Origin of the sequence: Aureimonas altamirensis (assembly GCF_001463885.1) — a bacterium.
Lineage (GTDB): Bacteria > Pseudomonadota > Alphaproteobacteria > Rhizobiales > Rhizobiaceae > Aureimonas > Aureimonas altamirensis.
Genome location: NZ_BBWQ01000015.1, coordinates 1 through 25,580 on the forward strand (window position 1 = coordinate 1; position 25,580 = coordinate 25,580).

The window sequence follows — 25,580 nt, forward strand, 5'->3', positions numbered from 1 at the left end:
ACTTGGTACGGAGCGCGCCCGCGAAACGTTTCCCGCCGATGTGGAGGCGCTCGCCGATTATGTCCGGCGTATCGAGCACCATATGGCCGATGCCTGCGAAGTCGACTTCATGGTGGGTGATGGAGATCTGTATCTCCTGCAGTCGCGTCCGGCCCGCCGAACCGTCGCCGAAGGCGTCCGGGTCGCGGTGGAGATGGTGCGCGACGGCCTGATCGACGAGCCCGAGGCGATCTTGCGCATCGACCCGATGGCCCTGGACGAGCTGCTGCACCCGACGATCGAGCATGGCGATGCGGTGGAAGTCGTCGGACGCGGCATGCCTGCCTCTCCCGGCGCGGCGACCGGCATCGTTGTCCTGAACTCCGAGGAGGCCGTGCGCCTGACGGGCGAGGGGCGTAACGTCATCCTGGTGCGCAACGAAACCCTGCCGGAAGATGTGCACGGCATGCACGTCGCCGAGGGCGTGCTGACCATCCGTGGCGGAACCACCAGCCATGCCGCCGTCGTGGCGCGCGGCATCGGCAAGCCTTGCGTCACGGGCGCCGGAGCACTTCGGATCGACCTGGCAGCGCAGACGCTGACGGCCGGCAATGTGGTGATCCGCGCCGGCGAGGCGATCACCATCGACGGTGCGAGCGGAGAGGTTATCCGTGGTGCTGCCCGGTTGCGACGGCCGACGCTGACCGGCGATTTCGCCACCCTCATGGAGTTTGCCGACCGCGCCCGCCGCCTGGGCGTGCGGACCAATGCCGAAACCCCGATCGAGGCGCGCGCCGCACGCGCCTTCGGGGCGGAGGGGATCGGCCTGTGCCGTACCGAGCATATGTTTTTCGAGGGCGAGCGCGTCGACGTGATGCGCGACATGATCCTTGCCGGCGATGAGGCGGGGCGTCGGAGCGCGCTGGAGAAGCTCTTGCCGATGCAGCGCTCGGACTTTGTCGAGCTGTTCGAGATCATGGCCGGCCTGCCCGTCACCATCCGCCTTCTCGACCCCCCATTGCACGAATTCCTGCCGAAGGGCGAAGCCGAGATCACCGAACTGGCGGAAAGCCTCGGGCTGGAGGCCGCCGCCCTGCGCCAGCGCATCGAGCAGTTGCAGGAGTTCAACCCCATGCTCGGCCATCGCGGCTGCCGGCTGGCGATTTCCTATCCGGAGATCGCCGAGATGCAGACGCGTGCCATCATAGAGGCGGCCATCGAGGCCGGTGGACGCAAGGGCAAGGACGTGGTGCCCGAAATCATGGTGCCGCTGGTGGGGCTGCGGCGCGAGTTCGATTTCGTCAAGCAGCGGATCGACAAGGTGGCGGACGAGGTCGCCGCCGAGAAAGGCCGGCGTGTTTCCTACCATGTCGGCGCGATGATCGAGCTGCCGCGCGCCGTCATGCGGGCAGACACCATCGCCGAGGTGTCGGATTTCTTCTCCTTCGGCACCAACGATCTGACGCAGACCGTTTACGGCATCTCGCGCGATGACGCGGCCAATTTCATGAGCACCTATCAGCGCGCCGGTATCATCGAGCGCGATCCCTTCCAATCGATCGATGCGGAAGGCGTCGGCGAGTTCATCGCCATGGGCGTGGAGAAGGCGCGCCGCACCCGGCCCGACATAACCCTCGGCGTCTGCGGAGAACAGGGCGGCGATCCGGCTTCCATCAGCTTCTTCGAGCAGGTGGGCCTCGATTACGTGTCCTGCTCTCCGTTCCGCGTGCCCATCGCGCGCGTTGCGGCCGCCCAAGCGGCCATCCGGCTGCAAAGGGGCCTGCGTACGGCAGCGCCCCCCAAGGCACGCGGACGGAGTTGAGCCGGGGTGACGGGGCATTACATCCGCAAACGGGTCTGGACGGCAGACTGGGCATTCGCGCTCGCCGGCTTTGCCGGAGCCCTTCTGTTCATGGGCTTTCTCCTGTTCCGCATGGGCCTGACGCGGCTGGATGATTTCGGCAGCGTCATTGGGCTGGCCGCGGGTCTTCTGGCACTTGCCCTCGTTCTGGCAATCCATGCCATCGCGATGGTCTGGATTGCCGGCCGCCCGGGAGGAGGGCGCGCGCTTGCCGCCCTGTTTCTTGGTCTCCTCGTCAGCATTCCGTTCGCCGTCGGTGCGATGCTGGCATTCGACAACCCCGATGGAAACTCCGCCTACACGGCCGGCATGGTGGCGGACGGGTCGACCGCACCCGCCGGCAGCACGCTGATGCTCGGGCGGGAATTTCCCGCCACGGGGCGGGAAGTCTACAGCACCGCCCGGCAGGTTGCCGACGACCTTGGATGGCAGGTCGATACGGTGGAATCATCGGCCTTGCCCCAGCCCGCCGCGGGCGATCTCGGCGTCGAAGGCACGGTGCGCATTGCCAGGCCGACATTGCGCTCGACCGTTGATTCCGCAGCCGCCTACGACCGTTTCGCCGAAATCGATGCCCAGGACTATACAATCAACGCCGTTGCATCCGCGCCCTTGGTTGGCCTGCCGAGCGACATCACCATCCGAATCCAGGAGGATGGCGGTTCGACCTTTGTGGATGCGCGCTCCGTATCGCGCGACGTGCCGCGCGATCTTGGCCAGAACCGTCGCTTTATCGCGGCTTTCCTGGACCGGCTGGAGAGTGCGATGGAGATGGCGCAGAGCGGGGTTGTGGAGGAGTAGCCATCCAGCGGGCGTTCGGCCCGACCGGGCCGCTGGAACGGGCAAGCCCCTTCTGCTCGAGAAACTCCAGATGCGACAGGACGTTCAGCGCGGCTGCGCCGACAAGCCTTGGATCGATGTTGCGATAGATGGAGGCGACGATCGACGCGACGCTGGTATCTCCCTCCGACAACCGCTCGAGTATGGCCCGCTCGCGCATCAGGCGATGCGCGCGCAGGCCACGCAGGAATTTCTGCGGATCGAGAATCCGATCGCCATGGCCGGGCAGATAGAGCGCCTCGTGGCGGTGCATCAGTTTTTCCAGCGAGGCCAGATAGGGTCCCATGGCGCCGTCGGGCGGCGCCACCAGCGATGTCGCCCACCCCATTACATGATCGCCTGACAGAAGCACGCTTTGGTCGGGCAGGGCGAAGGACAGGTGGTTGGCTGCGTGGCCGGGTGTTGTCACCGCTTCGATCCGCATCGCATCGACAGGCAGCGTCTCTCCGTCGGCTATCGTGCGGGCGATGGGCAGTGTCTTGTCGGAAGCCGCATCCAGGCGGTTCTCTTCGCCTGCGGCCAAGGCCCGCTCGTGGCGATGCGGCCCTTCCGCCCAGATGGGGGCACCCGTCTGTTCGGCCAGCCTTGGCGCAAGAGCCGTGTGATCGAGGTGGGTATGCGTAATCAGGATCGCTTCGACAGGGCGATTGCCGATGGCACGTAGTAAGGCATCGAGGTGCGCGCCATCGTCCGGGCCGGGGTCCACCACAACGACACTGCCGCGCCCCAGCACGTAGCTATTGGTGCCGCGAAAGGTCATCGCGCCAGCATTGGGCGCCACGATGCGGAGAATGTCGGGAGCCACTTCTTCGGCCGCGCCAACGACGGGCCTGAAGTCCGTCCGGAAATCGAGTTCGTCTGCCATCGCGAAAAGGGGTCGCGCTTTTTGGAAATGCTTGTCAAGCCGCCGCGATTTTGCCAGTTGGCGGTGATGAGCTATCGCATCGCAGCCCTCTATCGTTTCGTGACGATCGACGACCTCCCGACATTGCGCCGGGAGCTTCTGGACATGTGCCTTGGCGAGGGGGCATGCGGTACGCTGCTGATCGCCTCGGAAGGGATAAACGGCACCATCGCCGCCGCGCCGGATGCGATCGAGCGGGTGGTGGACCTGCTGGATGCGCGGCTTGGTGTGCGCCAGGGGGAGGTGAAGTTTTCGCAGAGCTCGGAAAAGCCCTTCCGCCGGATGAAGGTTCGTATCCGACCCGAGATCATCACCATGCGGGCGCCCGAGGCAAACCCGGCCCTGAGAGTCGGCACCTATGTCGCCCCGCGCGATTGGAACGCCGTCATCTCGGATCCGGATGTCGTCGTCGTGGATACGCGTAATACCTATGAAACGCGCATCGGAACGTTTCGCGGCGCTGTCGACCCGGGGATCGAAAGCTTCACGCAGTTCAAGCGCTTCGTCGCCACCGAGCTGGATCCGTCGAAGCATCGCAAGGTGGCGATGTTCTGCACCGGTGGCATCCGCTGCGAAAAGGCGTCGGCCTACATGCTGGCCGAGGGCTTCGAGGAAGTCTTTCATCTCAAGGGCGGTATCCTGCAATACCTTGAGGATGTGGCCGCCGAAGACAGCCTGTGGGACGGAGACTGCTACGTCTTCGACGGGCGGGTCGCCGTTGGCCAGGGGCTGGCCGAGGCGCAGTATACGCAGTGTTTCGGATGCGGCGCGGCGCTGACGCCCGAGGAAACGCAAGCGCCGAGCTTCGAGGCGGGCGTATCGTGCCCGCATTGCCGCGACCGCCTGACACAGGAGCGTGCCGAGGGGCTGCGCCTTCGCCACGCCGAGAGAACCCGCCTGCCCGGGTAATCCATCTTTTCAGCGCGCGGTGTCAGCGTCATAAGTATGTGCGGCGACAGCGGGGGCGAATCATGGCAGTGACGGCAGCCGGGCAGGGCTATGCAGTCGAAGAGGTCCTGGAGCGCGCCGGAACGGGCCGCTTCCAACGGCGTCTCCTGGGGATTTTCGGTCTCGTCTGGGCGGCCGACGCCATGCAGGTCATCGCCGTCGGGTTCACCGCGCCGTCGATTGCCGCAAGCTTCGGCCTGTCGCTACCGCAAGCCCTGCAGACCGGCACCGCTTTCTTCTTCGGCATGCTGATCGGCGCCTATGTCTTCGGCCGATTGGCCGATAAATATGGCCGCCGGCGCATCCTTCTGTTCACCGTGGCGCTCGACGCCCTGTTCAGCCTGGCTTCCGTATTCGCGCCGGACTTCGCCGTGCTGCTGATCCTGCGCTTCATCGTCGGTCTGGCTGTCGGCGGCACGCTGCCGGTGGATTACGCGATGATGGCCGAGTTCCTGCCGGCGCGCAGCCGTGGCCGGTGGCTGGTGATGCTGGAAGGCTTCTGGGCCGTCGGCACGGTCGCCGTCGCCATCGTCGCCTGGGCCGCCCACGCATACGGCGTGGCGGAGGCTTGGCGCATCATATTCCTTGCCACAGCCATCCCCGCCATCCTCGGTATCGGCCTTCGCCTATGGATACCGGAATCTCCCCGCTACCTTCTTTCCAATGGCCGCGCCCAGGAGGCGCAGGCCGTCTTCGACAAGGTGCTGGAGGTCAACCGCCGCCCCAGGCTGGACAAGCCGGTGCTGCCCGATCCGCAACCCGCCGGCCATGTCGGTATCTTCGCGGCCCCCTATATGCGCCGCACCGCCTGCATCCTTGCAATCTGGTTGCTGGTGTCGACGGCCTATTACGGCGTGTTCACCTGGCTGCCGGGCCGGCTCGCAGGCGAGGGGCTCGGTTTCCTGCGCGGCTATGGCTTCCTGATCGTCGTCGCCCTGGCCCAGATACCGGGCTATGCGTTGGCGGCCTACGGCGTGGAGCGATGGGGGCGGCGTGAAACGCTGATCGGCTTCCTGCTGCTTTCGTGCATCGGCTGTTTCGTCTTCGCGATCAGCCTGGAGCCTGTCATCGTGACGGGTGCGATCCTGATGATGAGCTTCTCGCTGCTGGGCACCTGGGGGGCGCTCTATGCCTGGACGCCCGAGCTTTATCCAACCAGCATCCGCGCGACCGGCATGGGAACGGCAGGCGCGATGGCGCGGCTGGGCGGCCTTCTGGCGCCGACGGCCATTGCGCCGCTTGTGGCCATCGGTTTTCCGGTCGCTGTCGGCTTCTTCGCGGCGCTGCTGTTCATCGCCCTGCTGGCCGCTGCCGCCGTCGATCTTGAAACGCGGCAGAAGCCTATCGGCTGAGGGTCTTCAGGTCCTGCCCCTAGTCGTCCAGCAGGATGGTGCCGCCGACGTCGATGCCGAATCCGGTGAGGCCGACATAGGACCGTTCATGCGTTGCCAGAATGCGGATGGAGCGCACGCCAAGATCGCGGAGGATCTGCGCGCCAATGCCGATTTCGCGCCAGCGCGCCATCCGCGCACGTGCGCTGCCATGCTTTTCACCATCCTCAACGGCGGGGCTGGCATGCTCTTCCGGCGTGTAATCGTCGGCTTCCGAGGTGCGCAGCAGCATCAGGATGCCGTTCTGGTGCTTCTGCAGGGCGTCGACGGCTGACTCTACCCAGGTGCGGCTGCCACGGACACGCCCGAACAAATCCTTGACCGGCTGTTCGCGGTGAATGCGCGTCGGCACGTGGGCGGCGTATTTGACGTCGCCGAACAGGGCAACGACATGCTGCATGTCGTCGAACGGCGTCTCATAGATGCGCACGCGCCCCTTCATGCCGCCGATCATCATCTCCTGTTCCTTGACACAGGTGACGAAGCTTTCGCGGCGTATGCGATAGGCGATCAGGTCTTCGATGGAAACGATCTTGAGCCCGTGCTCCCGCGCGAAGGGAATGAGCTCGGGCAGGCGCTTGACGGTGCCGTCGTCGTTGACGACTTCCGCGAGCACGCCGGCCGGCTCCAGCCCAGCCAGCTTGGCAAGGTCCGTTCCGGCTTCCGTGTGGCCGGATCGGGTCAAAACGCCGCCCTCGCGCGAGATCAGCGGAAACATATGGCCGGGGCGCAGAAAGTCGTTTGCCGAGACATTGTCGTTGGCAAGGGCCCGGGCCGTGTTGGCGCGTTCTTCCGAGGAGATGCCGGTCGTCATGCCGACCTTGTAGTCGACGGACACGGTGAAGGCGGTCCGCATCGGATCGAGATTGTTGGCCACCATCGGCGGCAGGTTCAGGCGCTGGGCCCGGTCCGCCGTCATGGGCACGCACAGGATGCCGCTCGTATGGCGGATCATGAAGGCCATCTTCTCGGGCGTCGCCTTCGACGCCGCCATGATCAGGTCGCCTTCATTCTCTCGGTCGGTATCGTCGACCACCACCACAAGCTCGCCCGCGGCGATCGCGGCCACCGCATCTTCGACGCAATCCAGTTCGCTCGTCATACCTGTCCTCGCCAGTTCCGGGTGCCGGACGGTCAATGCTCCAGGCAAAGGGCCGGGAGGAAGCCCGCGCAGGCAACCTGCTCGGTGCCCTCGTAGATCATCTTGAGCGCAACGAACAGGATGATCAGCAGGCCGATCCAGGCGATGAAGCGATATTTGCTGAGAAGGCGGGCAATCAATGTGGCCATGGCGCCCATCAGCACGACGGATATCAGCAGGCCTGCCACAAGCACTTCGATATGATCGCGCGCGGCGCCGGCGACCGCCAGGACATTGTCCAGCGACATGGAGATATCCGCGACGATGATCTGCAGCAGTGCCTGACCGAAGCTCTTCTTCGGCATTCTGGCGGCGGCCTCCTCGTCGATCTCCTCGTGGCCGCCCTGCCGGATTTCGCGGTACATCTTCCAGCAGACCCAAAGCAGCAGAATGCCGCCGGCAAGCGTCAGGCCAACGACCGCCAGAAGTTCGACGGCAATGATCGCCAGCAGGATGCGCATGACGACGGCGCCGGCGATGCCCCAGAAAATCACCTTGCTGCGGATCGACTTGTCGACGCCTGCCGCTGCCATGCCCACGACGACGGCATTGTCGCCGGCCAGCACGATATCGATGAAGAGGACCTGTAGAAGGGCGGCAAACTCTGCCGCGAGGAAGGATTCGCTCAACGCATCACCTGTCGCTATGTAGATTGTGACTCGCGCGATGGTTGCGCATTTACGGTCATAGTGCGCTTCGGCGCGTTTGAACACGTCCGCGTGATAACTTTGTGATACACTTATGTCCAAGTGAGGTGCCGCAATGAGTGTGGACGTCAAGGCGGCTACCCTGGCCTGGCGCGACGGACGCTTTGCCGCCAGCGAAAGGCCGGTGCCGGAAGAGGCCGCCGTCGCCGTGTCGATCAACGGGACGACACACGCCGTGATGATGGCGACCCCCTCAGACCTGGAGGATATGGCGCTGGGGCTGGCGCTGAACGAGCGGATCGTCCGCACGATCGACGAAGTCGAGCGGCTTGAGATGGAGTCGGTCGATGGCGGTTACGACTGCCGTCTCTGGCTGGTGCCGCAGCGGGCAGCGACCTATGTGGCGCGCCGTCGCCAGATGACGGGCCCGGTCGGCTGCGGCCTGTGCGGCGTGGAATCGCTCGAATACGCCACCGTTTCCCTGCCGAAGGCCCGCGATACGCTGGCGGTGGAGCCGGCGCAGATTTCCCAGGCGATGGAGGAGATGGCGGAAGGCCAGGTCCTTGGTCGCCGCACCCGCGCGGTGCATGCCGCGGCGTTCCACAGGCAGGGGATGGGCTGCATCGTGATCCGCGAAGATGTCGGCCGGCACAATGCACTGGACAAGGTCACGGGCCATCTTGCGGCCTCGGGCGCGGAACCGGCACTCGGTTTCCTGACGATCACCAGCCGACTTTCCGTCGAGCTGGTGCAGAAGGCGGCGATGATGGGTTGCGGCCTGATTGCCGCCATATCCGTGCCGAGCGCGCTTGCGCTTCGCGAGGCGGACATGGCCGGCATCACCGTGGTAGCCGTTGCGCGCGGCGAGGCCTTCGAAATCTTTACCCATCCGCAGCGGATCGTGGGCGCAGGCTGAGCATGTTCTTGAACGTCCGCGCCGATGTGATAATATTCATACCAAGGGGGTGATGTTGCCCGGCTTCGGTCGGGACCGGCATTCGCGCCGGCCCCTTCTGGGTTACTTCCAGACCAGTGTTAGGCTGCAACCGAACAACGTGATCCGAAGTACCGCCTTCCGAAGTTTCACAAACATCACCCCCTTTCGGCTGCACGCGGCAGGACGCCGCGAGCGAAAATCCTCTATCCTATCGAGTTTCTGTTTGTCAGTAGACGATTCATGGAGGTGCCGCATTGGCGGCGCAGAGGAGCGTCGGCGCAGCTCAACAGCGTTCTTGAACGTCCACGCGGATGTGATAATATTCATGCCAAGGGGGTGATGTTGCCCGGCTTCGGTCGGGACCGGCATTCGCGCCGGCCCCTTCTGTGTTACTTCCAGACCAGTGTCAGGGTCCAACCAAACAGCCTGATCCGAAGTACGACCTTCCGAAGTTTCACAAACATCACCCCCTTTCGGCTGCACGCGGCAGGATGCTGCGCGCGACAATCCTCTATCCTATCAAGTTTTGATTTGTCAGCAGCCAATTCATGGAGGGTGCCGCATTGGCGGCGCAGCGGATCGTTCGCGCAGGCCTACCGCGTCTTGAACGTCCATGCGGATGTGATAATATTCATGCCAAGGGGGTGATGTTGCCCGGCTTCGGTCGGGACCGGCATTCGCGCCGGCCCCTTTCGGGTTACTTCCAGACCAGTGTCAGGCGCCAACCGAACACCCTGATCCGAAGTACCACTTTCCAAAGTTTCACAAACTTCACCCCTTTCGGCTGCACCAGGCAAGACGCCGCGCGCACGAATCCTCTATCCTATCCATTTTTGATTTGTCAGTAGCTGTTTCATAGAAAGCACGGCACAGGCGGCGCAGAGAGGCGTCGACGCAGCGCAACAGCGTTCTTGAACGTCCACGCGGATGTGATAATATTCATGCCAAGGGGGTGATGTTGCCCTGCTTCGGTCGGGACCGGCATTCGCGCCGGCCCCTTCTGGGTTACTTCCAGACCAGTGTCAGGCGCCAACCGAACACCCTGATCCGAAGTACCACTTTCCGAAGTTTCACAAACATCACCCCCTTTCGGCTGCACGGGGCAGGACGCCGCGCGCATGAATCCTCTATCCTATCCAGTTTTGATTCGTCACCAGCCGCTGGCTACCAGTAGCTTGTCGTCAGTCGCGGTCTTCGCTGCCCGGGTCGGAATCTTCCGCCAGTTCCTGTGCGGCTTCTGCTGCCGGCTGACGGGTGAACCCTTCAAGCCCCGCATGCAGGTTGCGATCCCGCTCGATCTCCACCGGTGAGGTGGCATAGGCGGTGATGAGCTCCGTCAGCGAGCGCAAGGCATGGATGTGAATGCGCTCCCACCCGTGCGAGGCGTCGACGCCGAACGTGACGAGCGCGGTGCGGACGTCGTGCCCGGCCTCCACCGCCGAAGCGGAATCCGAGCGGTAGTAGCGGAACACGTCCTTCTGGTACCGGATGTCCTCGTCCTGGCAGAGCCGGACGAGCTTCTTGGTCAGATGATAGTCGAACGGTCCGGTCTGGTCGGCCATGGCGATGGTGACGCCGAACTCCGAAGAGTTCTGCCCCGGTGCAGTCGTGCCATTGTCCACCGCCACCATGGAGGCGACATCCGGCGTCAGGATGGACGATGCGCCGACCCCGACCTCCTCGGCAATGGTGAACAGCCAGTGGATGTCCACCGGCGTCACGGTCTTCTCGCGCTCCAGCGCCTCTATTGCGGCGAGCATGATGGCCACGCCGGCCTTGTTGTCGAGGTGGCGCGAGACGATGAAGCCATTGTCCAGAAATTCGGGCTGTGGATCGATCGCGACGATATCGCCCACCTCTATGCCCAGTCGCGCCAGTTCGCGGCCATCGCGTGACAGGGCGTCGACGCGCAGCTCCACATGCGGCCAACCGACGGGATGGCTGTCCACGGCATCGTTGAATGTGTGGCCGGACGCCTTCAACGGCAGGATCGTGCCGCGATAGGAGCCCGTATCGGCAAAGATGGTGGCTCTGGCGCCTTCGGCGAAGCGCGCGGACCAGTGCCCGATCGGCACAAGCTCGAGGCGGCCATTGGGCTTCAGCGCCTTCACCTGTGCACCCAGCGTATCGACGTGACTGACGATGGCGCGCGCCGAAGCGCGGCGGCTTCCCTGCCGCAATGCCCGAATGGCGCCGCGCCGTGTCAGCTCCACGCGCAGGCCGAGGCGCTGCAACTCGTGCGTTACGTGCCGCACGATCGTATCCGTATAGCCCGTCGGGCTCGGTATACGCAGAAGGGCCTTGAGTTGGTCGGTCAGATAATGGCTGTCGATCGAAAGCCGGGGCACGATGAACTCCTGCGCCGCTACGTTGTATGCGGCCTATAGCTGATTTCACGAGGCGCTTGCGAGACGGATCTAGACTCTTTTGCGTTTGCGCTGCTGCGCCTTGCGTACGGAGGCGGGGATGGACAGCGGGAAGAGCAGGTCCACGAAACGCTCCGCCGTGGGTTGCGGCTCGTGGTTGGCAAGGCCGGGGCGCTCATTGGCTTCGATGAACACATAGTCGGGCAGGCGCGGATCCTTGACCATCAGGTCGACCCCGCAAACCGGTATGTCGATCGCACGTGTGGCGGCCACGGCGGCCTCCACCAGTTGCGGATGCACCATGCCGGTCACGTCGTGGATCGTGCCGCCCGTGTGCAGGTTGGCGGTTCCGCGGACCTTGACCTCCACGCCTTCGGGCAGGACGTCATCCAGGCCGAAACCTGCCTTGCGCACCGAACGCTCCGTCTCGTCGTCCTGTGGGATGCGGCTTTCGCCGCCTGTCGCGGCGCTGCGGCGGCGCGACAGGCGTTCGATGAGGTCCCTGATGGAATGGCGCCCATCGCCGACTACCACCGGCGGGCGCCTGATCGCCGCGGCCACGACGCGAAAATCGATGACCACAAGTCGCAGATCGTCTCCCTGGAAACAGGATTCCAGAAGGACCCGCTCACATTGCTCACGCGCATCCCGGATCGCGGCCTTGGCGTGGTCGAGCGTCTCAACGCCAACCGCGATACCGCGGCCTTGCTCGCCCCGGGCTGGCTTGACGACGATGGAGCCATGCGCCTCGATGAAGGAAGCGAGGTCCTCCTCGCTCTCCGGCGCGGTTATCTGCGCCGGTACGGCAACACCGGCTCCTTCCACGAGGCGGCGGGTGGCGCTCTTGTCGTCGCAGATGGACATGGCGACGGCCGATGTCAGTTCCGACAGGCTCTCGCGGCAGCGGACGCTTCTGCCCCCATAGGTAAGCCGGAAAAAGCCGCCGGATGCGTCGATCACGTCAACCGATATGCCGCGCCTGCGGGCTTCGTCGACGATGATGCGGGCATAGGGATTGAGATCGTCAAAGGCGTCGCCCGCGCCCGTGAAGAGCTGTTCGTTGATCTGGTTTCGCAGCTTCACCGCGAAGAAGGGGACGCGATAGAACCCCAACCGCTCGTACAGCCCGATCGCGGGCTGGTTGTCGTGCATCACGGACAGGTCCATGTAGGCGCAGCTGCGCGCCTGGAAGTGTTCGGCAAGCTGGCGCACCAGCGCCTCGCCGATGGCAGGATGCTGGGCCTGCGGATCGACGGCCAGACACCAGAGGGACGACCCTTTCTCCGGATCGTCGAAGGCGCGTGCGTGGTCGACGCCGGTTACCGTGCCGACGATCTGCCGCGTCGTTTCGTCTTCGGCCACCAGCCACGTCAGCGCGCGGCTGTCGCGGTTCTGCCAGAAGAAGTCCGGATCCACAGTCACCATGCGCCGGCTTTGGTAGATACGGTTGATCTCCGCCGCATCGGCCACCGACGCCAGGCGGCGGATGCGGAAGCCTGCCGGCCGCCGGCGACTGGGCCGGTAGGTGCTGAGGTCCAGCCGGTAGGTATGGGACGGATCGAGGAACAATTCCTGCGGCGCGTAGGAAATCAGGACGTGCGGATCGCGGACATAGAAAGCGATGTCGCGCCGGTCGGGTCCTTCTTCGTTCAGCCGCTTTACCAGTGCCGACGGATCGTCGAAGGTTTGCCCGAACAACAGCCGGCCCCATCCGCAGTCGACCGAGGCGTCGGGCTGCGCCGTGTCGTCTGCCGCCGCATGCGGCTCCTTGGCGAATGTGCGCATGCGCTTCAGACGCCGTTCGTAACCGGCTGCGGCCTTGCCGTGGTCGTCGCCTGACATCGGCCTCAGATCTCCTGGCTCTGCAGCCACAGCTCAAGCAGCGCGACCTGCCAGAGCTCCGATCCACGCAGGGGCGTGATCCGATCGGTCGGGTTGGCGAAGAGGTCGTCCAGGTAATCCTTGCGGAATAGCTGGCGTTGCCGTGCCTTGTCGCTGGTGAGCGTATCGCGGACCATATCCAGATAGGGGCCCTGGATGTATTTGAGCTGGGGAACCGGAAAGTAGCCCTTCTTGCGGTCGATCACCTCGGAGGGGATCACCTGCCGCGCAGCCTCCTTGAGCACGCCCTTGCCGCCCTGGCGCAAATTTTCCGCCGAGGGGATGCGAGCTGCCAGCTCCGCCAGCTCGTGGTCAAGGAACGGCACGCGGGCCTCCAGCCCCCAGGCCATCGTCATGTTGTCGACGCGCTTCACGGGATCGTCCACCAGCATGATGCGGCTATCGAGGCGCAACGCCTTGTCGACCGGATCGTCGGCACCCGGCAGCCCGAAATGGGTGCGGACGAAGTCCAGGCTGACATCGCTGCCGGCATGCCATTCCGGTGACAACTGGCGGCGCAGGGTTTCGTCGCTGCGGTCGAAGAAGGCCTTCGAATAGGAGGCGAGCGGATCGTTGGCGCCGGCGAGGGGTGGGTACCAGTGGTAGCCACCGAAGACTTCGTCGGCGCCCTGTCCCGACTGCACGACCTTGATGTGCTTCGAGACTTCCCGCGAGAGGAGGTAGAAGCCGATATTGTCGTAGGAGACCATGGGCTCCGACATGGCGGCGATGGCGCCCGGCAGGTTCTCCATCAGTTCCGAGCCCGGCACGAAGATCTTGTGATGCTTCGTATCGTAGTGCCGGGCGATCAGGTCGGAATACTCGAACTCGTTGCCGACCTCGCCATTGGCATCCTCGAAGCCGATGGAGAAGGTGCTGAGGCCCGTCTGTCCGGCCTCGGCCAGAAGGCCGACGATCAGCGACGAGTCGACCCCGCCGGACAAAAGCACGCCAACCGGAACATCGGCGACCATGCGTCGCTCGACGGCGGTGCGCAGCGATTCCAGCACCGCATCCCGCCAGTCGTCGGCGGTCATCGCCTCGTCGCCCGGCTGCGGGCCGTAGGAGGGGTTCCAGTAGACCGTGTCCTCGAAGGAGCCGTCGGGCTCGATCAGGCGCACGGTCGCCGGCGGAAGCTTGCGCACGCCCTTGATGATGGTCAGCGGTGCCGGCACCACGGCATGGAACGTCATGTAATGGTGCAGGGCCTCGCGGTCGATCGACGTATCGACATCGCCCGTCCTCAAAATCGACTGCAGGGACGAGGCGAAGTACAGCCGTTCCGGCGTCTGCGACAGGTAAAGCGGCTTGATGCCGAAGCGGTCGCGCGCCAGCATGACGCGGCCGGTATCCCGCTCGTGGATGGCGAACGCGAACATGCCCTTGAACCGCTCCACGCAGGACGGACCCCACGCGTGGTAGGCCTTGGCGATCACCTCTGTGTCGCCGTGCGAAAAGAACCGGTACCCCATGTCCAGGAGTTCGGCCCGCAGGGCCGGATAATTGTAGATGCAGCCATTGAAGGCGAGGGTGAGGCCGAGATCGGCATCGACCATCGGCTGCTGCGCCTTTTCCGACAGGTCGATGATCTTCAGGCGGCGGTGGCCGAAGCCGACATTGCCGCGCACGACCTGACCCGCTCCGTCGGGACCGCGCCGCGCAAGGCAATTGCCCATGCGTTCGATCCGCTCCGGGGAGGCCATCCTTCCATCGAAGCGAATTTCACCGCAAATTCCGCACATGGATCGTCCCTGCCTTTCCTTGGATTTCCGTCTGGTGCCTGCACATATGGGCCACGATGCTGCGCTGCCCACCCCCGATGCTTTGCAACGGCGGCCTGGACAGGGCATAGGAAGACGCGAACGGGACGACGGGCGGAAGGGTTGCCGAATGAGCGAAGTGTCGGAGGCCGATCTCAGGCAAAGGCTGGTGCCTCTGGAAACCTATCGAGGCTACGTCGACGGCGACGCGTTCGTGTCCGACTGGCTGACGGTAGACCAGGCGATGATCGACACGTTCGCGGATGCGACGCACGATCACCAGTTCATCCATGTCGATCCTGCACGTGCGAAGGCCGAGGGGCCTTTCGGCGGCACGGTAGCGCATGGCTTCCTGTCGCTGTCGCTGCTGTCGACACTTGCCTATCGCGCCATGCCCTTTGTCGAGGGGGCTACCATCGGCGTCAATTACGGGTTCGAGCGCGTTCGCTTCGTTTCGCCGGTGCGCAGTGGCGCGCGGGTGCGGGGCTGTTTCCGCCTCAAGGGCCTGAACGAGAGGGCCGTGACGATCCAGTCCACCTGGGAGACGACCGTGGAGGTCGAGGGGGCGGCAAAGCCCGCATTGACGGCCGAGTGGATCACCGTCTCAATGATCCAGCCTGCATGAGGGAGAGTGCATGAGGGAGAGTGCATGAGCGATAGCCCGACCTGGCCGAAGGCCATCCTGTTCGATCTCGACGGAACGCTTGTGGACTCCGTCCCCGATATCCATGCGGCGCTGAACGATACGTTGGCCAGCTACGGCGAGCCGCCCTTTACCCTGGAGGCCGTGACAGGCTTTGTCGGGCAGGGTGTGCCGAAGCTGATCGAGCGTGCCTATGCGGCGCTCGACAAGCCCATCGATCCGGCCAGCCGCGACAAGGTGGTGGAGCGCTTCCTTGCCATCTACGGGCCGCGCGCCACCGAACTGACGACCCTCAACGCGGGCGCAAGTTCCATCGTGCGTCAGCTGGACGATGCGGGCTACGGACTTGGCGTCGTCACCAACAAGCCGGGCTCAGAGACGGCGACGATCCTTTCGCATTTCGGCCTGTCCGATGCGATGGATATCGTGGTCGGCGGCGACGCCGGCCCGGCGAAAAAACCGGCGCCGGATCTTCTGCTGCTGGCGTGCGAAAGGCTCGGTGTCGCGCCTTCCGATACGATGTTCGTCGGCGACAGCGAAAACGACGTCGCAGCGGCGCAGGCGGCCGGCATGGCGGTCGCGGTCCTGCGCGGTGGCTACACGTCCATACCGGCCGAAGCGCTGGGCGCCGATTATGTACTGGAGCGACTTGACCAATTGCCGCAGGCTATCATGTCGATAAAGGCGGTGTGAGCAAGACGTGAAGGCTCCCCCCGCGTGTTCTTGGCGTAGGGGGAGGGAAGCCGCATGGCGGTTCAGGAAGCGCAAGGCGAACCGAAGCTCAAGCGGGCGGCGGGCCTGACGCAAATCACACTATTCGGCCTCGGCAGTATGCTCGGGGCGGGCATTTACGGGCTGATCGGCAAGGCGGCCGGCGAACTGGGCAGCGCCGTCTGGGTTGCCTTTCTCGTTTCGATGGTGGCGGCACTCCTGACGGGGCTTTCCTATGCCTCCATCGCCTCGCGCTATCCCCGTGCCGGCGGCGCGGCTTACGTGACGCAGATGGCCTACCGCCGACCGATGGTCAGCTATGTCGTAGGGCTGGCCGTGGTCTGCTCCGGTCTGACATCCATCGCCACGCAGTCCAATGTCGTCGCGGCGAACATAGCCGAGACCTTCGGCGTCGGCGCGCCGCACTGGCTACTGGCCATCGGCTTCTTGGTGCTGCTATCCGGCGTCCTGTTTCGCGGCATTTCGGAATCATTGTGGCTCAACGCCGTCTGCACGCTGGTCGAGGCCTTCGGTCTGATCCTCGTGATTTCCGTCGGTGTCAGCTATTGGGGCAACGCCAATCTGCTTGAGTTTCCGCCCTCCGATGGCGGGGGCGGGATAGAGGGCCCGGTCGCGCTTCTGGTGATGCAGGGCGCCGTCCTGACCTTCTTTTCCTTCATCGGCTTCGAAGACATGCTGAATGTATCGGAAGAGGTGAAGAACCCCGAGCGCACCATGCCTCTGGCCTTCATCCTGGCGATCCTTGCCGCCACGCTGATCTATATCGCGGTATCCATAACGGCGGTATCGGTGGTGCCCTGGCAGGAACTGGCCGAAGCTGCCGGGCCGTTGACGCTGGTCGTCGAGCGGGCCGCGCCGTGGTTTCCCGTGGGGGTGTTCGCCGCCATCACCATCTTCGCCGTCGCCAATACGGCGCTGGTCAACTACGTGATGGCCTCGCGCCTTTTATACGGCATGTCGCGGCAGGGCCTGCTGCCGGCGCCGCTCGGCCGCGTCCACAAGGCCCGTCACACGCCCTATGTCGCGATCTTCGTGCTGCTGGCCATCGTGATCCTGTTGTCGTTGCTCGGCGACATCGCGGCCCTGGCATCCTCGACCGTGCTCTTGCTGCTGATGGTCTTCACCATCGTCAACGTCGCGCTGATCGTTCTGAAGCGGCGGCCGGACGACAAGCCGGGCAGGTTCGAGGTGCCGGCCATCGTGCCGGCGCTGGGCGCGCTGTCCTGTGCAGCCCTGCTGATCGTGCGTATTGCGGAAGGAGACTGGACCGCACCGCTGATCGCCGGTGGCCTCGTGGTCGCGATCGTCATCCTCTATTTCGTAACGGGCGCAGGTGACAAGGGGCGCATCGAGAAGTTCCTGGCGAGCGAGCGCGATTCCTGACCTAAAAAATTTGGGCCCGGTTTTCACCGGGCCCGATCCTTCGCATCAGATGTCGTCGAAACCGTCGAAGCCGCCGCCGTCGTCGAAGCCGTCCATCCCGACATCCTCGGCCAGCCCGTCGGCAGCATTGCCGACTTCACCCGCGATGGCGTCACCCGCCCCACCGAACATCGAACCCAGCATGGAGCCGAGCATCATGCCGCCGGCGACACCGACGGCCGTTTGCGCGGCGCCGGCCAGGAAGCCGCCACCCTGCCGTGCGGCCGGCTGAGCCTGTGCACCGGATGCGCCGCCGCCCCATGGCGTGCCGGCCGGCATCGCGCCGCCGACGCGCCCCTGCTGCGGCGAGGGCTCGGCTGCTCTCTGGCCGCGCTGGCCACCGCCGAATAGACCGCCGAGCAGGCCGCCGCCTCCCTGTTGCGGTTGGGATTCGAGCTGGCGGATACGCTCCTGCGCCGCTTCCAGCGCCTGCTCCTGCACGATGATGGTCTGCGCCATGTAATAGGGCGCCGCCGGCTGGTCGGAGAGCCTTTTCTGGATGAAAGCCTCCGCTTCGCCATCGCGCGGGGCAGCCTCGCGCTCGACCGTGCCGAGCCGGGTGAACAGTCCTTCGATCAGGCGCTTCTCTTCAGCATTCATGCTCATTTCCGGGACTCCCGAAGTTGCAGTGCCTGTCCAGATAGGAAGTCGCAGCGGCGGCATGAAGGCCATGGAGTTTTCGTGATCGCGCCGTGATACCTCAGGCCGCGGGCCGAAAGCGCGCCGTGCGCGGGTCTGCCACGTAGCGGCTTGCAAGCTGTGCAGCCGTGTCGGCGAGTTCGGCGACGGCATCGAGGATGCGTTCGGCCTCGGCATCAGAATGCAGATAGCTGAAGTTCAAGCGCACCCAGCCGGGCTTTTCGAGTTCGTGTCCGGCTCCAAGCCGCAGGAACAGCGCCTGCGATGCCGCGTCGTCCAGGCCGAGCAGGCGGTGGGCATAGGGCCCGGCACAGGCGCAGCCGCCGCGCACCTGTATGCCCCACATGTCGCTCAGCATCCGCGTGAACATCTGGTGATGAACGAGGGTGCCCTGTGGATCCACGACCTGGAAGGAAAAGATGGGCAATGCCGTCATGCCGGGCTTTTGGCCGAGAAGGCGGATGCCGGGCACCTGCGTCCAGCGATCGACGGCGCGCTGCCGCAGCGCTTCCTCTCGCTCCAGAATGGCGTGGGTGCCGACGGCATCCTTGACCAGCATCACCAGCGCGGCGCGGATATCGCCGACGACATTGGGCGTGCCAGCCTCTTCCCGCGCCTCGACGCGGGCGCTGTAGGCATGGCCCCAGGGTGAGACGAAAGCGACCGTGCCGCCTCCGGGCAGCGTCGGCGTCGTGCGCCGCACGATGCTGTCGCGCACCACCATGATGCCGGATGCGCCCGGACCGCCGGGAAACTTGTGCGGCGACAAGACGATCGCATCCTTTGCTGCAGCGCCATCCCCCATGTCCATCGGCAGATAGGGGGCGCCGGCCGCATAATCCCAGATCGCGAGGGCCCCGGCCGCCTTGAGGCGGCGCGTCACGGTGTCGACATCGGTAACGATGCCCGTGACGTTGGACGCGGCGGAAAAGCTGCCGATGATCAGGTCTGCGCCCGCGGCCTCCTCGAGGGCCTCATCCAGGCTGGCAAGATCGACGCCGCCACACTCTGCCTCGGCAATCTCCACAACGCGTGCGCCGCTTTCGCGCCACGGCAGAATGTTGGAGTGGTGCTCGTAAGGCCCCGACAGAACCACGACGCGGTCGCCCCCGGCAACCCGCCTTTCCACCTCTAAAAGTCGCACGATCCGGTTGATCCCGTTTGTCGCGCCGGAGCCGGTGAAGACGACATGGCAATCGGCCCCGGCGCCCACGAGCCCGGCGATCGCACCGCGCGCCTCTTCCCGAAGCCGCGTCATGGTGCCCCCGCAGTGGGACGCTTCGGTGTGGCTGTTGGCATACCAGGGCAGGACGTTCTCGGTGACGAACTCCTCCACCTGACGCAGGGCGCGCCCCGACGCCACGTAATCGGCGTACAGAAGCGATTGCGGACCGCAGCCGGCGTCGAAACGCGCGCCGTTGCCGATAAGACCGCCGCGCAACCGCGCTACGGTGTCACCGGATGCCAGATCGTTTCTGAAGTCTGCAAGAATGCCCATCGCCATGCTCCGCCCCACCAGGATTGGAATGAACGATAATGGACATCGCTGGCGATTTTTCACCGATCTGACCCGGTCTGATCAGAAAGTATGCAAGGTTTGATCGCATAAAGAAAAAAATGGAACGGTAATGACAACATGCAGTCAGCGGATGGGAATCGCGCGGTTTTCCAGGATGGCTTCCATCGTGAAATACGAGGTGACGTTTTCCAGGTCGAGTTTCTCGATAAGGCGCTGGTAGACCTCGTCGTAGCTTTTCATGTCGCGCGTGACGATCTTCAACATGTAGTCGTAGTCGCCGCCGATGCGGTAGAAATCGGTGATGTCGGAAATCGATGTGACATGTGAGCGAAACTTCTTAAGCCATTCAGCGGAATGGTTTCGCGTGCGGATCATGGCAAAGACGACCAGCCCGCGCCCCAGCAGTTCCCGGTCGATCCGAGCCGTCTGACCTTTCAGAACGCCGTCTTCCTGCAACTGCTTGATACGCCGCCAGCAGGCATTCTGCGAAAGGCCGATCTTGTCGGCCAGGTCTCGCTGAGACTGGCTGGCGTCCTCCTGCAGCTCCATGATGATCCTGGCATCGATATGATCGATCTTTAGGGCCATCTTTCGTTCAACTCCTCATCGATCGTGCGATTTAGGCCAACAGCCTGTGACGGTTTACCGATTTTGGCATGTTACCATTATTTCGAGGTCCGGACGATCGAGGGCCGATTCAGGAGAAGCGCCATGAGTGAATTGAACGGTCGGCCGGATGTTACCGGCTTCTTCGACCCGCAGACGCATACGATCGCCTATGTCGTGGCAGACCCGGAGACTGGCGCCTGCGCCATCTTCGATGCGGTCATGGATATCGACTATGCAGCCGGCCGCATCGCGTTCGAGCATGCCGACCGGATGATCGACCATGTGCGTGCACATGGCCTGACCGTCGAGTGGGTGATCGAGACCCATGTGCATGCCGACCATTTGTCGGGCGCGCCGTACATCCAGGAAAAGCTCGGTGGCAAGTTGGCCATCGGTGCGGATATCGTGGCCGTGCAGGAAACTTTCGGCAAGATTTTCAACGAGGGGACCGAGTTCCAGCGCGACGGCAGCCAGTTCGATGTCCTTTTTTCCGACGGCGACCGCTACACCATAGGCCGGATCGATGCCTTGGCCTTGCACACGCCGGGGCATACGCCGGCCTGCATGACGCACCGGGTCGGCGATGCGGCCTTTGTCGGTGATACGCTCTTCATGCCGGATGGCGGTTCCGCACGCGCCGACTTTCCGGGCGGTGACGCCGGGCAACTCTACGATTCCATCCAGCGCATTCTTGCCCTGCCGGACGAAACGCGACTGTTCATGTGCCATGATTACGGGCCGAACGGTCGCGATATAGGGTGGGAGACCACCGTTGGAGAGGAGCGGGCCGCCAACATCCATGTCGGTGGCGGTCGCTCCCGTGAGGAGTTCATCGCCTTTCGCACCGCACGGGATTCGACCCTGCCGATGCCAAGGCTCATTCTGCCGGCATTGCAGGTCAACATGCGTGCCGGCCGGCTGCCGGCGGCCGACCCCGAAGGCCGGCGCTACCTCAAGGTGCCACTGAACGGCCTTTGAGCGCCAAGGCGCCAAATCTGCTCCCATGAAAATCTACAAAAAATCTCTAGTACAGAACTCGGTTGCCTAAATCGAAAAACCGGACCTAAATTATAGCGACAAGAATCAAATTTTGTAGATAAAAGGTGTCGCATGGTTGAGCTTGCAGTGTCGGTATTGTCCGGTACCCGTATGCGCCGGGTTTCAAGGCAGGTCGCCGCAGTCGCGGTGGGCAGCATCGCTTTGACGCTGTCATCCTATATCGCTGTGCCGATGGTGCCCGTTCCGGTGACGATGCAGACGCTGGCGGTCACCATGGTTGGTGCGCTTCTGGGACGCCGTCTGGGAGCGATCACCGTGATGGCGTGGCTGGCGCAGGCGATGGCCGGACTGCCCGTCCTTGCCAATGGCGCCGGCGGCATCCACCATTTTGCCGGTCCGACCGCGGGCTATCTCGTGGCCTTCCCGATCATGGCCTGGATGATGGGCTGGCTTGCCGAAAATGGGTGGGCCGGCCGCAAGCCATTGCGAGCCTTTGCCGGCATGCTGGCCGCAAACCTTATCTGTCTTGCGCTCGGCGGCGTGTGGCTGGCGGGCATTGTCGGTCCGACGCAGGCGGTTGCACTCGGGGTTACGCCGTTCCTGGTCGGGGCGGTGCTGAAGTCGGGCCTGGGCGCCGCGCTTCTGGTGGTCATCGCCCACCGCCGCTTGCGCAAGGCCGCATGACGATCCATCTGCGGCCGCATCATCTCCTGTGCCTCCTGACCTATGTGGGCAAGGGGTACGGGGATGCCTTCATCCGCAATTACGACAGGATCGCGCAGCGTCTGTCCATGGGCGAAGCGATCATGGTCGTCGATGGGCCGGACGATATCTGCGCGCCGTTGCTGACCGACCCGGATGCCCATTGCCGCCGGGCAGGGGTGACGGCGCGCGACGCGGATGCCTTGCATGATATTGCCGGCATTCTTGCCATCGGGGTTGGTGACACACTGTCGCTCGACCCGGCAACGCTTTCGGATATGAGGACTGCCTTCGCTTCCGGGCGTAGCCGGGGCGCCTGTGCCGGCTGTGAATGGGAAGCGCTTTGCAGCGCGGTGGCGCGGGACGGGTTTGCCGGCGCCCGCGTGCAGCTTGCCGAAGGCGGCGCCAAGGCCATGTGTTGCGGTTCTTGATCCTTTTTCCAGGCCGGAGCATCGATGGCTGACGCCCAGATACAAACGTTGACCGAACTTCTGGACGCAGTCGAAGAGCGCAACAGGGCCGATGGCGGCCTGTCGATGGGCGTCATCGGAGACATCGCCGGCGACAGGGCCTTCGGCGCGATGATCCTGCTGCCTGCCCTTGTAACCGTATCTCCCTTGTCCGGCATCCCGACGGTGCCGACCATGGTTGGTATCATCGTCATGTTGCTATCCGCGCAACTTGCGCTCGGACGAAGGGAGCCATGGTTGCCGAAGCGCCTGGCCAATGCCCGGCTGTCGACCGAGCGCGTCCACAAGGTGTTGGGCTTCATGCGGCGGCCCGCCGGTTGGATAGACCGGGTGGTGCGCCCGCGTCTTCGCTTCGCGACAAGCAGCATCGCCCTGCGTGGGGCGGCGCTGATCTGCTTTCTGACGGCGGCGACCATGCCGCCGCTTGAGATATTGCCCTTCATGGCAACGACGGCCGGGCTGGTCATCTCCATCTTTGCCCTTGCAATCACTCTGCGCGATGGCCTCCTGATGATCCTTGGTCTCGCTGCCACCGGTGGAATGGCCTATGCGGCATGGGCGCTCGTGGCGGGCTGAGCCCCTGCCGCTTGCGCGCCGCGGAAAACCCCCGAAATTCAGGGAGTTCAGGCGCGTTGCCCCCGCTGATTTGCGAAACTCTGCCGGATGATCGTGCCATCGTGGTGCCGCCAGCCGGCGTGAAGCGGATGATGGAGACAGTTTGATGAAAGTGGTCGTTCTGGGCGCCGGTATCGTTGGGTCATCGGTTGCGTATCTTGCGGCCCGGGCCGGTGCGGCCGTGACACTGATCGACAAGGAGTATCCCGGCTCCGGAGCGTCCTCGGCCAGCTTTGCCTGGACGAATTCTAACGGCAAGCCACCCGCGGACTATCACGCGCTCAACGTTCGGGGCATCGAAGGCTACAGCCTGCTGGCGGCCGAGCTGGGCAGAGAGCCGTGGATGCACCGATCGGGCAGCATCGAGTGGCGCAAGGGCACCGACGCCGATTCGCTTGCACAGCGCATCGCCGACCTCCAGGACCTCGATTACCCGATCCGGGAGATATCGGTCGATGAGGCGATCGAGCTCGAGCCCGGCATCGACGCGAACGAGCTTGCCGATGCGTTGATTGCCCTTTCTCCCGGGGAAGGCTGGGTCGACCCGGTCGTTTACTGTGGATGGCTGGTCGATCGCGCGGTCAGGCAGCATGGGCTATCCCTGCAGACAGGGACGAGAGTGACAGGCGTGACCGCGCGACAGGGCCGTGTTTCCGGCGTGACCTGCGCCGACGGTCGCCATGTCGAGGCGGACATTGTGATCGGCTGTCTGGGGACAAGCGTCAACGATCTGCTGCGTGACACCGACTTCACCTTACCCCTGGTGCGAAATGTTGGCTACCTGGCCTTCACGAGGCCGGCGCCGGTGATGGTATCGCGGCCTCTGCACGGGCCGGACATCGATATTCGCCCCGATGGCGCCGGCCGGCTGCTGCTGCGCCGCGACAGGCTGGATGAAATGCCGCGCGACACGCTGGATCCGCATCCGGACGGACCGACAGCGCAATCCGTCATCGCGCGCGCAAGAGAGGTCTTGCCGCAACTGCGACACGTTCCGGTGGAGGCGGTCCGCATCACCGAAAGGCCGATCCCGGGTGATGGTCTGAGTGCGGTCGGCCCCATCGACGATCTTCCCGGTCTTTATATCGCAGTTACCCACAGCGGCGTGACGCTTGCCCCGATCATCGGGGATCTCGTCGCGCGGGAGACGGTCCTTGGCCAAACCTGCCCGGAACTTGCAAGCTTCAGGCCGGGCCGTTTCTCTTCTCAGGCCATTTCAGTGAAGCGATACAAGGGCGGCATGTGATGCCATCGCCGGCCGATGTGCGGTCCTCTCCGAACCGTTCGGACCAGTATGACGTGATCATCGTGGGCGGCGGCATCGTCGGAACGGCGATCGGCTACCTACTGGCGACGCGCGGTCTGCATGTGGCCGTCCTTGAGAAAGGGTTCGTTGCCGGCGAGCAGTCCAGCCAGAACAATGGGTGGGTCCGACAGCAGGGTCGCGACCTGCGGGAGCTGCCCCTGGCCGTGGAAAGCCTCAGGCTGTGGCGCGGGCTTTCGAAGGCACTGGGGCGCGATGTCGGTTATCGCCAGTGCGGCAGCCTCTATCTGCTCGATACGGATGAAGACCACGCGCATTACGCAGGGTGGATCGAGGCTGCGAAAGGCTTCGACCTCGATACCCGATTGCTGCAGTCCGATGCGGTGGCGGCTCTGGCGCCGTCTCTCGGACGTCGTTGGAAGCATGGCCTCTACACGGCCAGCGACGGCAAGGCAGAACCCGAGATCGCGGCGCCTGCGCTGGCAGAGGGCATCCAGGACCTTGGAGGCCACATCGTCCAGAAATGCTGCGTCCACGCGATCGATGTGCAGGCTGGACGCGTCCATGGGGTGCAGACCGAAAGCGGCATCATCCGGGCCGGCGCCGTTGTCGTTGCCGGCGGCGTCTGGTCGAGCCGTCTGCTCCGAGGCGCGGGGATACGGCTGCCGCAGTTGAAGGTGCGCATCTCCGCCATGCGATTATCGGGCGTGGACGGCCCTTCGCCTTGCGTCTGGGCGCCCGGCATCTCCATGCGCAAGCGGCTGGACGGCGGCTACACCGTGACCCAAGGCAGCAAGATCATCGCCGATCTGGGGCTGGATTCCTTTCGGTACGCCCGCGACTTCCTGCCGGCCGTGCGTGCCGGGTGGAACGATCTTCATGTCCGCCTCAACGGGCGCTTTGTCGAAGATTTCAGACAGAGCCGCGCCCTCGTTACACCCGGTCCGATGGGACAGGACATGCGCGAACTCAAGGCAGCTCCCGACCATGCCATTCTCGACCGGCTGCACCGCGACGTCGTTCGCGAAATGCCGGTCTTCGCCAAGGCCGACATCCTGGAGCGGTGGGCAGGCTACATCGATGCCACGCCCGATGGTGTACCCGTCATCGACCGGGTCGACCAGGTTGCCGGCCTGTTCGTGGCAACCGGATTTTCCGGCCATGGCTTCGGCTTGTCCATGGGAGCGGCCTCGCTTCTGTCGCGGATGGTCATTGGCGACGATCCGCCTGTCGATCCCGCCCCTTACAGGCTATCCCGGTTCGGGGTCGGCGAGCGGCACGAGGTCGGCAGGATATGATTGCGCCCTGTTA

Annotated in this window: 23 protein-coding genes; 14 read left to right on the plus strand and 9 right to left on the minus strand. The window is 64.3% G+C overall.

Features of this window, described 5'->3' with window-relative positions:
• Together AUL31_RS11370 and AUL31_RS11375 are read left to right on the plus strand one after the other, a co-directional pair.
• On the plus strand, nucleotides 1-1,801 hold a 1,801-nt coding region (locus AUL31_RS11370), incomplete at its 5' end, for a putative PEP-binding protein (protein WP_060606267.1).
• A 6-nt stretch (nucleotides 1,802-1,807) separates the two neighbouring features.
• Entirely contained in the window at nucleotides 1,808-2,641 is an 834-nt protein-coding gene (locus AUL31_RS11375; RefSeq protein WP_060606270.1) for a DUF1499 domain-containing protein, read from the plus strand.
• Here AUL31_RS11375 and AUL31_RS11380 read toward each other — a convergent pair.
• On the minus strand, nucleotides 2,571-3,545 hold the full coding sequence (locus tag AUL31_RS11380; RefSeq protein ID WP_073469325.1) for an MBL fold metallo-hydrolase: 975 nt from the start codon (nucleotides 3,543-3,545) through the stop codon (nucleotides 2,571-2,573). The two genes, AUL31_RS11375 and AUL31_RS11380, sit on opposite strands and share 71 nt — an antisense overlap.
• A 66-nt stretch (nucleotides 3,546-3,611) precedes the next feature.
• On the opposite strand from AUL31_RS11380, the gene trhO reads away from it, so the two are divergent.
• Nucleotides 3,612-4,493, plus strand: coding sequence for an oxygen-dependent tRNA uridine(34) hydroxylase TrhO (gene trhO, locus AUL31_RS11385; protein WP_060606827.1), 882 nt, complete (start codon nucleotides 3,612-3,614; stop codon nucleotides 4,491-4,493).
• A 62-nt stretch (nucleotides 4,494-4,555) separates the two neighbouring features.
• Entirely contained in the window at nucleotides 4,556-5,884 is a 1,329-nt protein-coding gene (locus AUL31_RS11390; protein WP_060606274.1) for an MFS transporter, read from the plus strand.
• A 19-nt stretch (nucleotides 5,885-5,903) separates the two neighbouring features.
• Here AUL31_RS11390 and ribB read toward each other — a convergent pair whose 3' ends face one another.
• Both ribB and AUL31_RS11400 read right to left on the minus strand, forming a co-directional pair.
• Nucleotides 5,904-7,025 (minus strand): 3,4-dihydroxy-2-butanone-4-phosphate synthase, encoded by a 1,122-nt coding sequence (gene ribB, locus AUL31_RS11395; RefSeq protein ID WP_060606277.1) that lies wholly within the window; start codon nucleotides 7,023-7,025, stop codon nucleotides 5,904-5,906.
• Between the two features lie 32 nt (nucleotides 7,026-7,057).
• Entirely contained in the window at nucleotides 7,058-7,693 is a 636-nt protein-coding gene (locus tag AUL31_RS11400; protein WP_060606279.1) for a TerC family protein, read from the minus strand.
• 133 nt (nucleotides 7,694-7,826) lie between these two features.
• On the opposite strand from AUL31_RS11400, the gene fdhD reads away from it, so the two are divergent.
• Nucleotides 7,827-8,627 (plus strand): formate dehydrogenase accessory sulfurtransferase FdhD, encoded by an 801-nt coding sequence (gene fdhD, locus AUL31_RS11405; protein ID WP_060606281.1) that lies wholly within the window; start codon nucleotides 7,827-7,829, stop codon nucleotides 8,625-8,627.
• Between the two features lie 1,202 nt (nucleotides 8,628-9,829).
• On the opposite strand, the gene AUL31_RS11410 is transcribed toward fdhD, so the two are convergent.
• The 3 genes from AUL31_RS11410 to AUL31_RS11420 all read right to left on the minus strand — a co-directional run bounded on the left by AUL31_RS11410 (nucleotide 9,830) and on the right by AUL31_RS11420 (nucleotide 14,637).
• Nucleotides 9,830-10,996, minus strand: coding sequence for an osmoprotectant NAGGN system M42 family peptidase (locus AUL31_RS11410; RefSeq protein WP_060606284.1), 1,167 nt, complete (start codon nucleotides 10,994-10,996; stop codon nucleotides 9,830-9,832).
• Nucleotides 10,997-11,065: 69 nt separating this feature from the next.
• On the minus strand, nucleotides 11,066-12,856 hold the full coding sequence (ngg, locus tag AUL31_RS11415) for an N-acetylglutaminylglutamine synthetase (protein ID WP_060606288.1): 1,791 nt from the start codon (nucleotides 12,854-12,856) through the stop codon (nucleotides 11,066-11,068).
• Between the two features lie 5 nt (nucleotides 12,857-12,861).
• Nucleotides 12,862-14,637 carry an N-acetylglutaminylglutamine amidotransferase gene (locus AUL31_RS11420; RefSeq protein ID WP_060606290.1) on the minus strand — a complete coding sequence of 592 codons (1,776 nt, stop codon included), beginning with the start codon at nucleotides 14,635-14,637 and terminating at the stop codon, nucleotides 12,862-12,864.
• 148 nt (nucleotides 14,638-14,785) lie between these two features.
• Between AUL31_RS11420 and AUL31_RS11425 the strand changes: the two genes are divergently transcribed.
• Genes AUL31_RS11425 through AUL31_RS11435 form a run of 3 tightly spaced genes read left to right on the plus strand, consistent with a single transcriptional unit; the run spans nucleotide 14,786 to nucleotide 17,413 of the window.
• Nucleotides 14,786-15,280 carry a MaoC family dehydratase gene (locus AUL31_RS11425; RefSeq protein WP_060606292.1) on the plus strand — a complete coding sequence of 165 codons (495 nt, stop codon included), beginning with the start codon at nucleotides 14,786-14,788 and terminating at the stop codon, nucleotides 15,278-15,280.
• A gap of 24 nt (nucleotides 15,281-15,304) precedes the next feature.
• Nucleotides 15,305-15,991, plus strand: coding sequence for a phosphoglycolate phosphatase (gene gph, locus AUL31_RS11430; RefSeq protein WP_060606295.1), 687 nt, complete (start codon nucleotides 15,305-15,307; stop codon nucleotides 15,989-15,991).
• A gap of 54 nt (nucleotides 15,992-16,045) precedes the next feature.
• Complete coding sequence (locus AUL31_RS11435) at nucleotides 16,046-17,413, plus strand: APC family permease (RefSeq protein ID WP_060606298.1); 1,368 nt, start codon at nucleotides 16,046-16,048, stop codon at nucleotides 17,411-17,413.
• Nucleotides 17,414-17,458: 45 nt separating this feature from the next.
• Here AUL31_RS11435 and AUL31_RS11440 read toward each other — a convergent pair whose 3' ends face one another.
• From AUL31_RS11440 to AUL31_RS11450, 3 genes are all read right to left on the minus strand, one after another.
• Complete coding sequence (locus AUL31_RS11440) at nucleotides 17,459-18,058, minus strand: DUF2076 domain-containing protein (RefSeq protein WP_244489389.1); 600 nt, start codon at nucleotides 18,056-18,058, stop codon at nucleotides 17,459-17,461.
• A 94-nt stretch (nucleotides 18,059-18,152) separates the two neighbouring features.
• Complete coding sequence (locus tag AUL31_RS11445; RefSeq protein WP_060606830.1) at nucleotides 18,153-19,589, minus strand: aminotransferase class V-fold PLP-dependent enzyme; 1,437 nt, start codon at nucleotides 19,587-19,589, stop codon at nucleotides 18,153-18,155.
• A gap of 144 nt (nucleotides 19,590-19,733) precedes the next feature.
• A complete protein-coding gene (locus AUL31_RS11450) occupies nucleotides 19,734-20,198 on the minus strand; it encodes an Lrp/AsnC family transcriptional regulator (protein ID WP_060606301.1) in 465 nt (154 codons plus the stop codon).
• A 123-nt stretch (nucleotides 20,199-20,321) separates the two neighbouring features.
• Between AUL31_RS11450 and AUL31_RS11455 the strand changes: the two genes are divergently transcribed.
• From AUL31_RS11455 to AUL31_RS11480, 6 genes are all read left to right on the plus strand, one after another.
• Nucleotides 20,322-21,197: an MBL fold metallo-hydrolase gene (locus tag AUL31_RS11455; RefSeq protein ID WP_060606303.1), complete on the plus strand. Its 876-nt coding sequence runs from the start codon at nucleotides 20,322-20,324 to the stop codon at nucleotides 21,195-21,197.
• Between the two features lie 132 nt (nucleotides 21,198-21,329).
• Entirely contained in the window at nucleotides 21,330-21,902 is a 573-nt protein-coding gene (locus AUL31_RS11460; protein ID WP_060606305.1) for a biotin transporter BioY, read from the plus strand.
• Nucleotides 21,899-22,351 (plus strand): DUF1284 domain-containing protein, encoded by a 453-nt coding sequence (locus AUL31_RS11465; protein WP_060606308.1) that lies wholly within the window; start codon nucleotides 21,899-21,901, stop codon nucleotides 22,349-22,351. The genes AUL31_RS11460 and AUL31_RS11465 overlap by 4 nt, the downstream gene beginning before the upstream one ends.
• A gap of 24 nt (nucleotides 22,352-22,375) precedes the next feature.
• Entirely contained in the window at nucleotides 22,376-22,966 is a 591-nt protein-coding gene (locus AUL31_RS11470; protein WP_073469324.1) for an exopolysaccharide biosynthesis protein, read from the plus strand.
• Between the two features lie 145 nt (nucleotides 22,967-23,111).
• Nucleotides 23,112-24,251, plus strand: a complete 1,140-nt coding sequence (locus tag AUL31_RS11475; RefSeq protein WP_060606314.1) for an NAD(P)/FAD-dependent oxidoreductase — start codon at nucleotides 23,112-23,114, stop codon at nucleotides 24,249-24,251.
• Nucleotides 24,251-25,567 (plus strand): NAD(P)/FAD-dependent oxidoreductase, encoded by a 1,317-nt coding sequence (locus AUL31_RS11480; protein WP_060606317.1) that lies wholly within the window; start codon nucleotides 24,251-24,253, stop codon nucleotides 25,565-25,567. Before AUL31_RS11475 ends, AUL31_RS11480 begins: the two co-directional genes overlap by 1 nt.
• The last annotated feature ends 13 nt before the right edge of the window (nucleotides 25,568-25,580 follow it).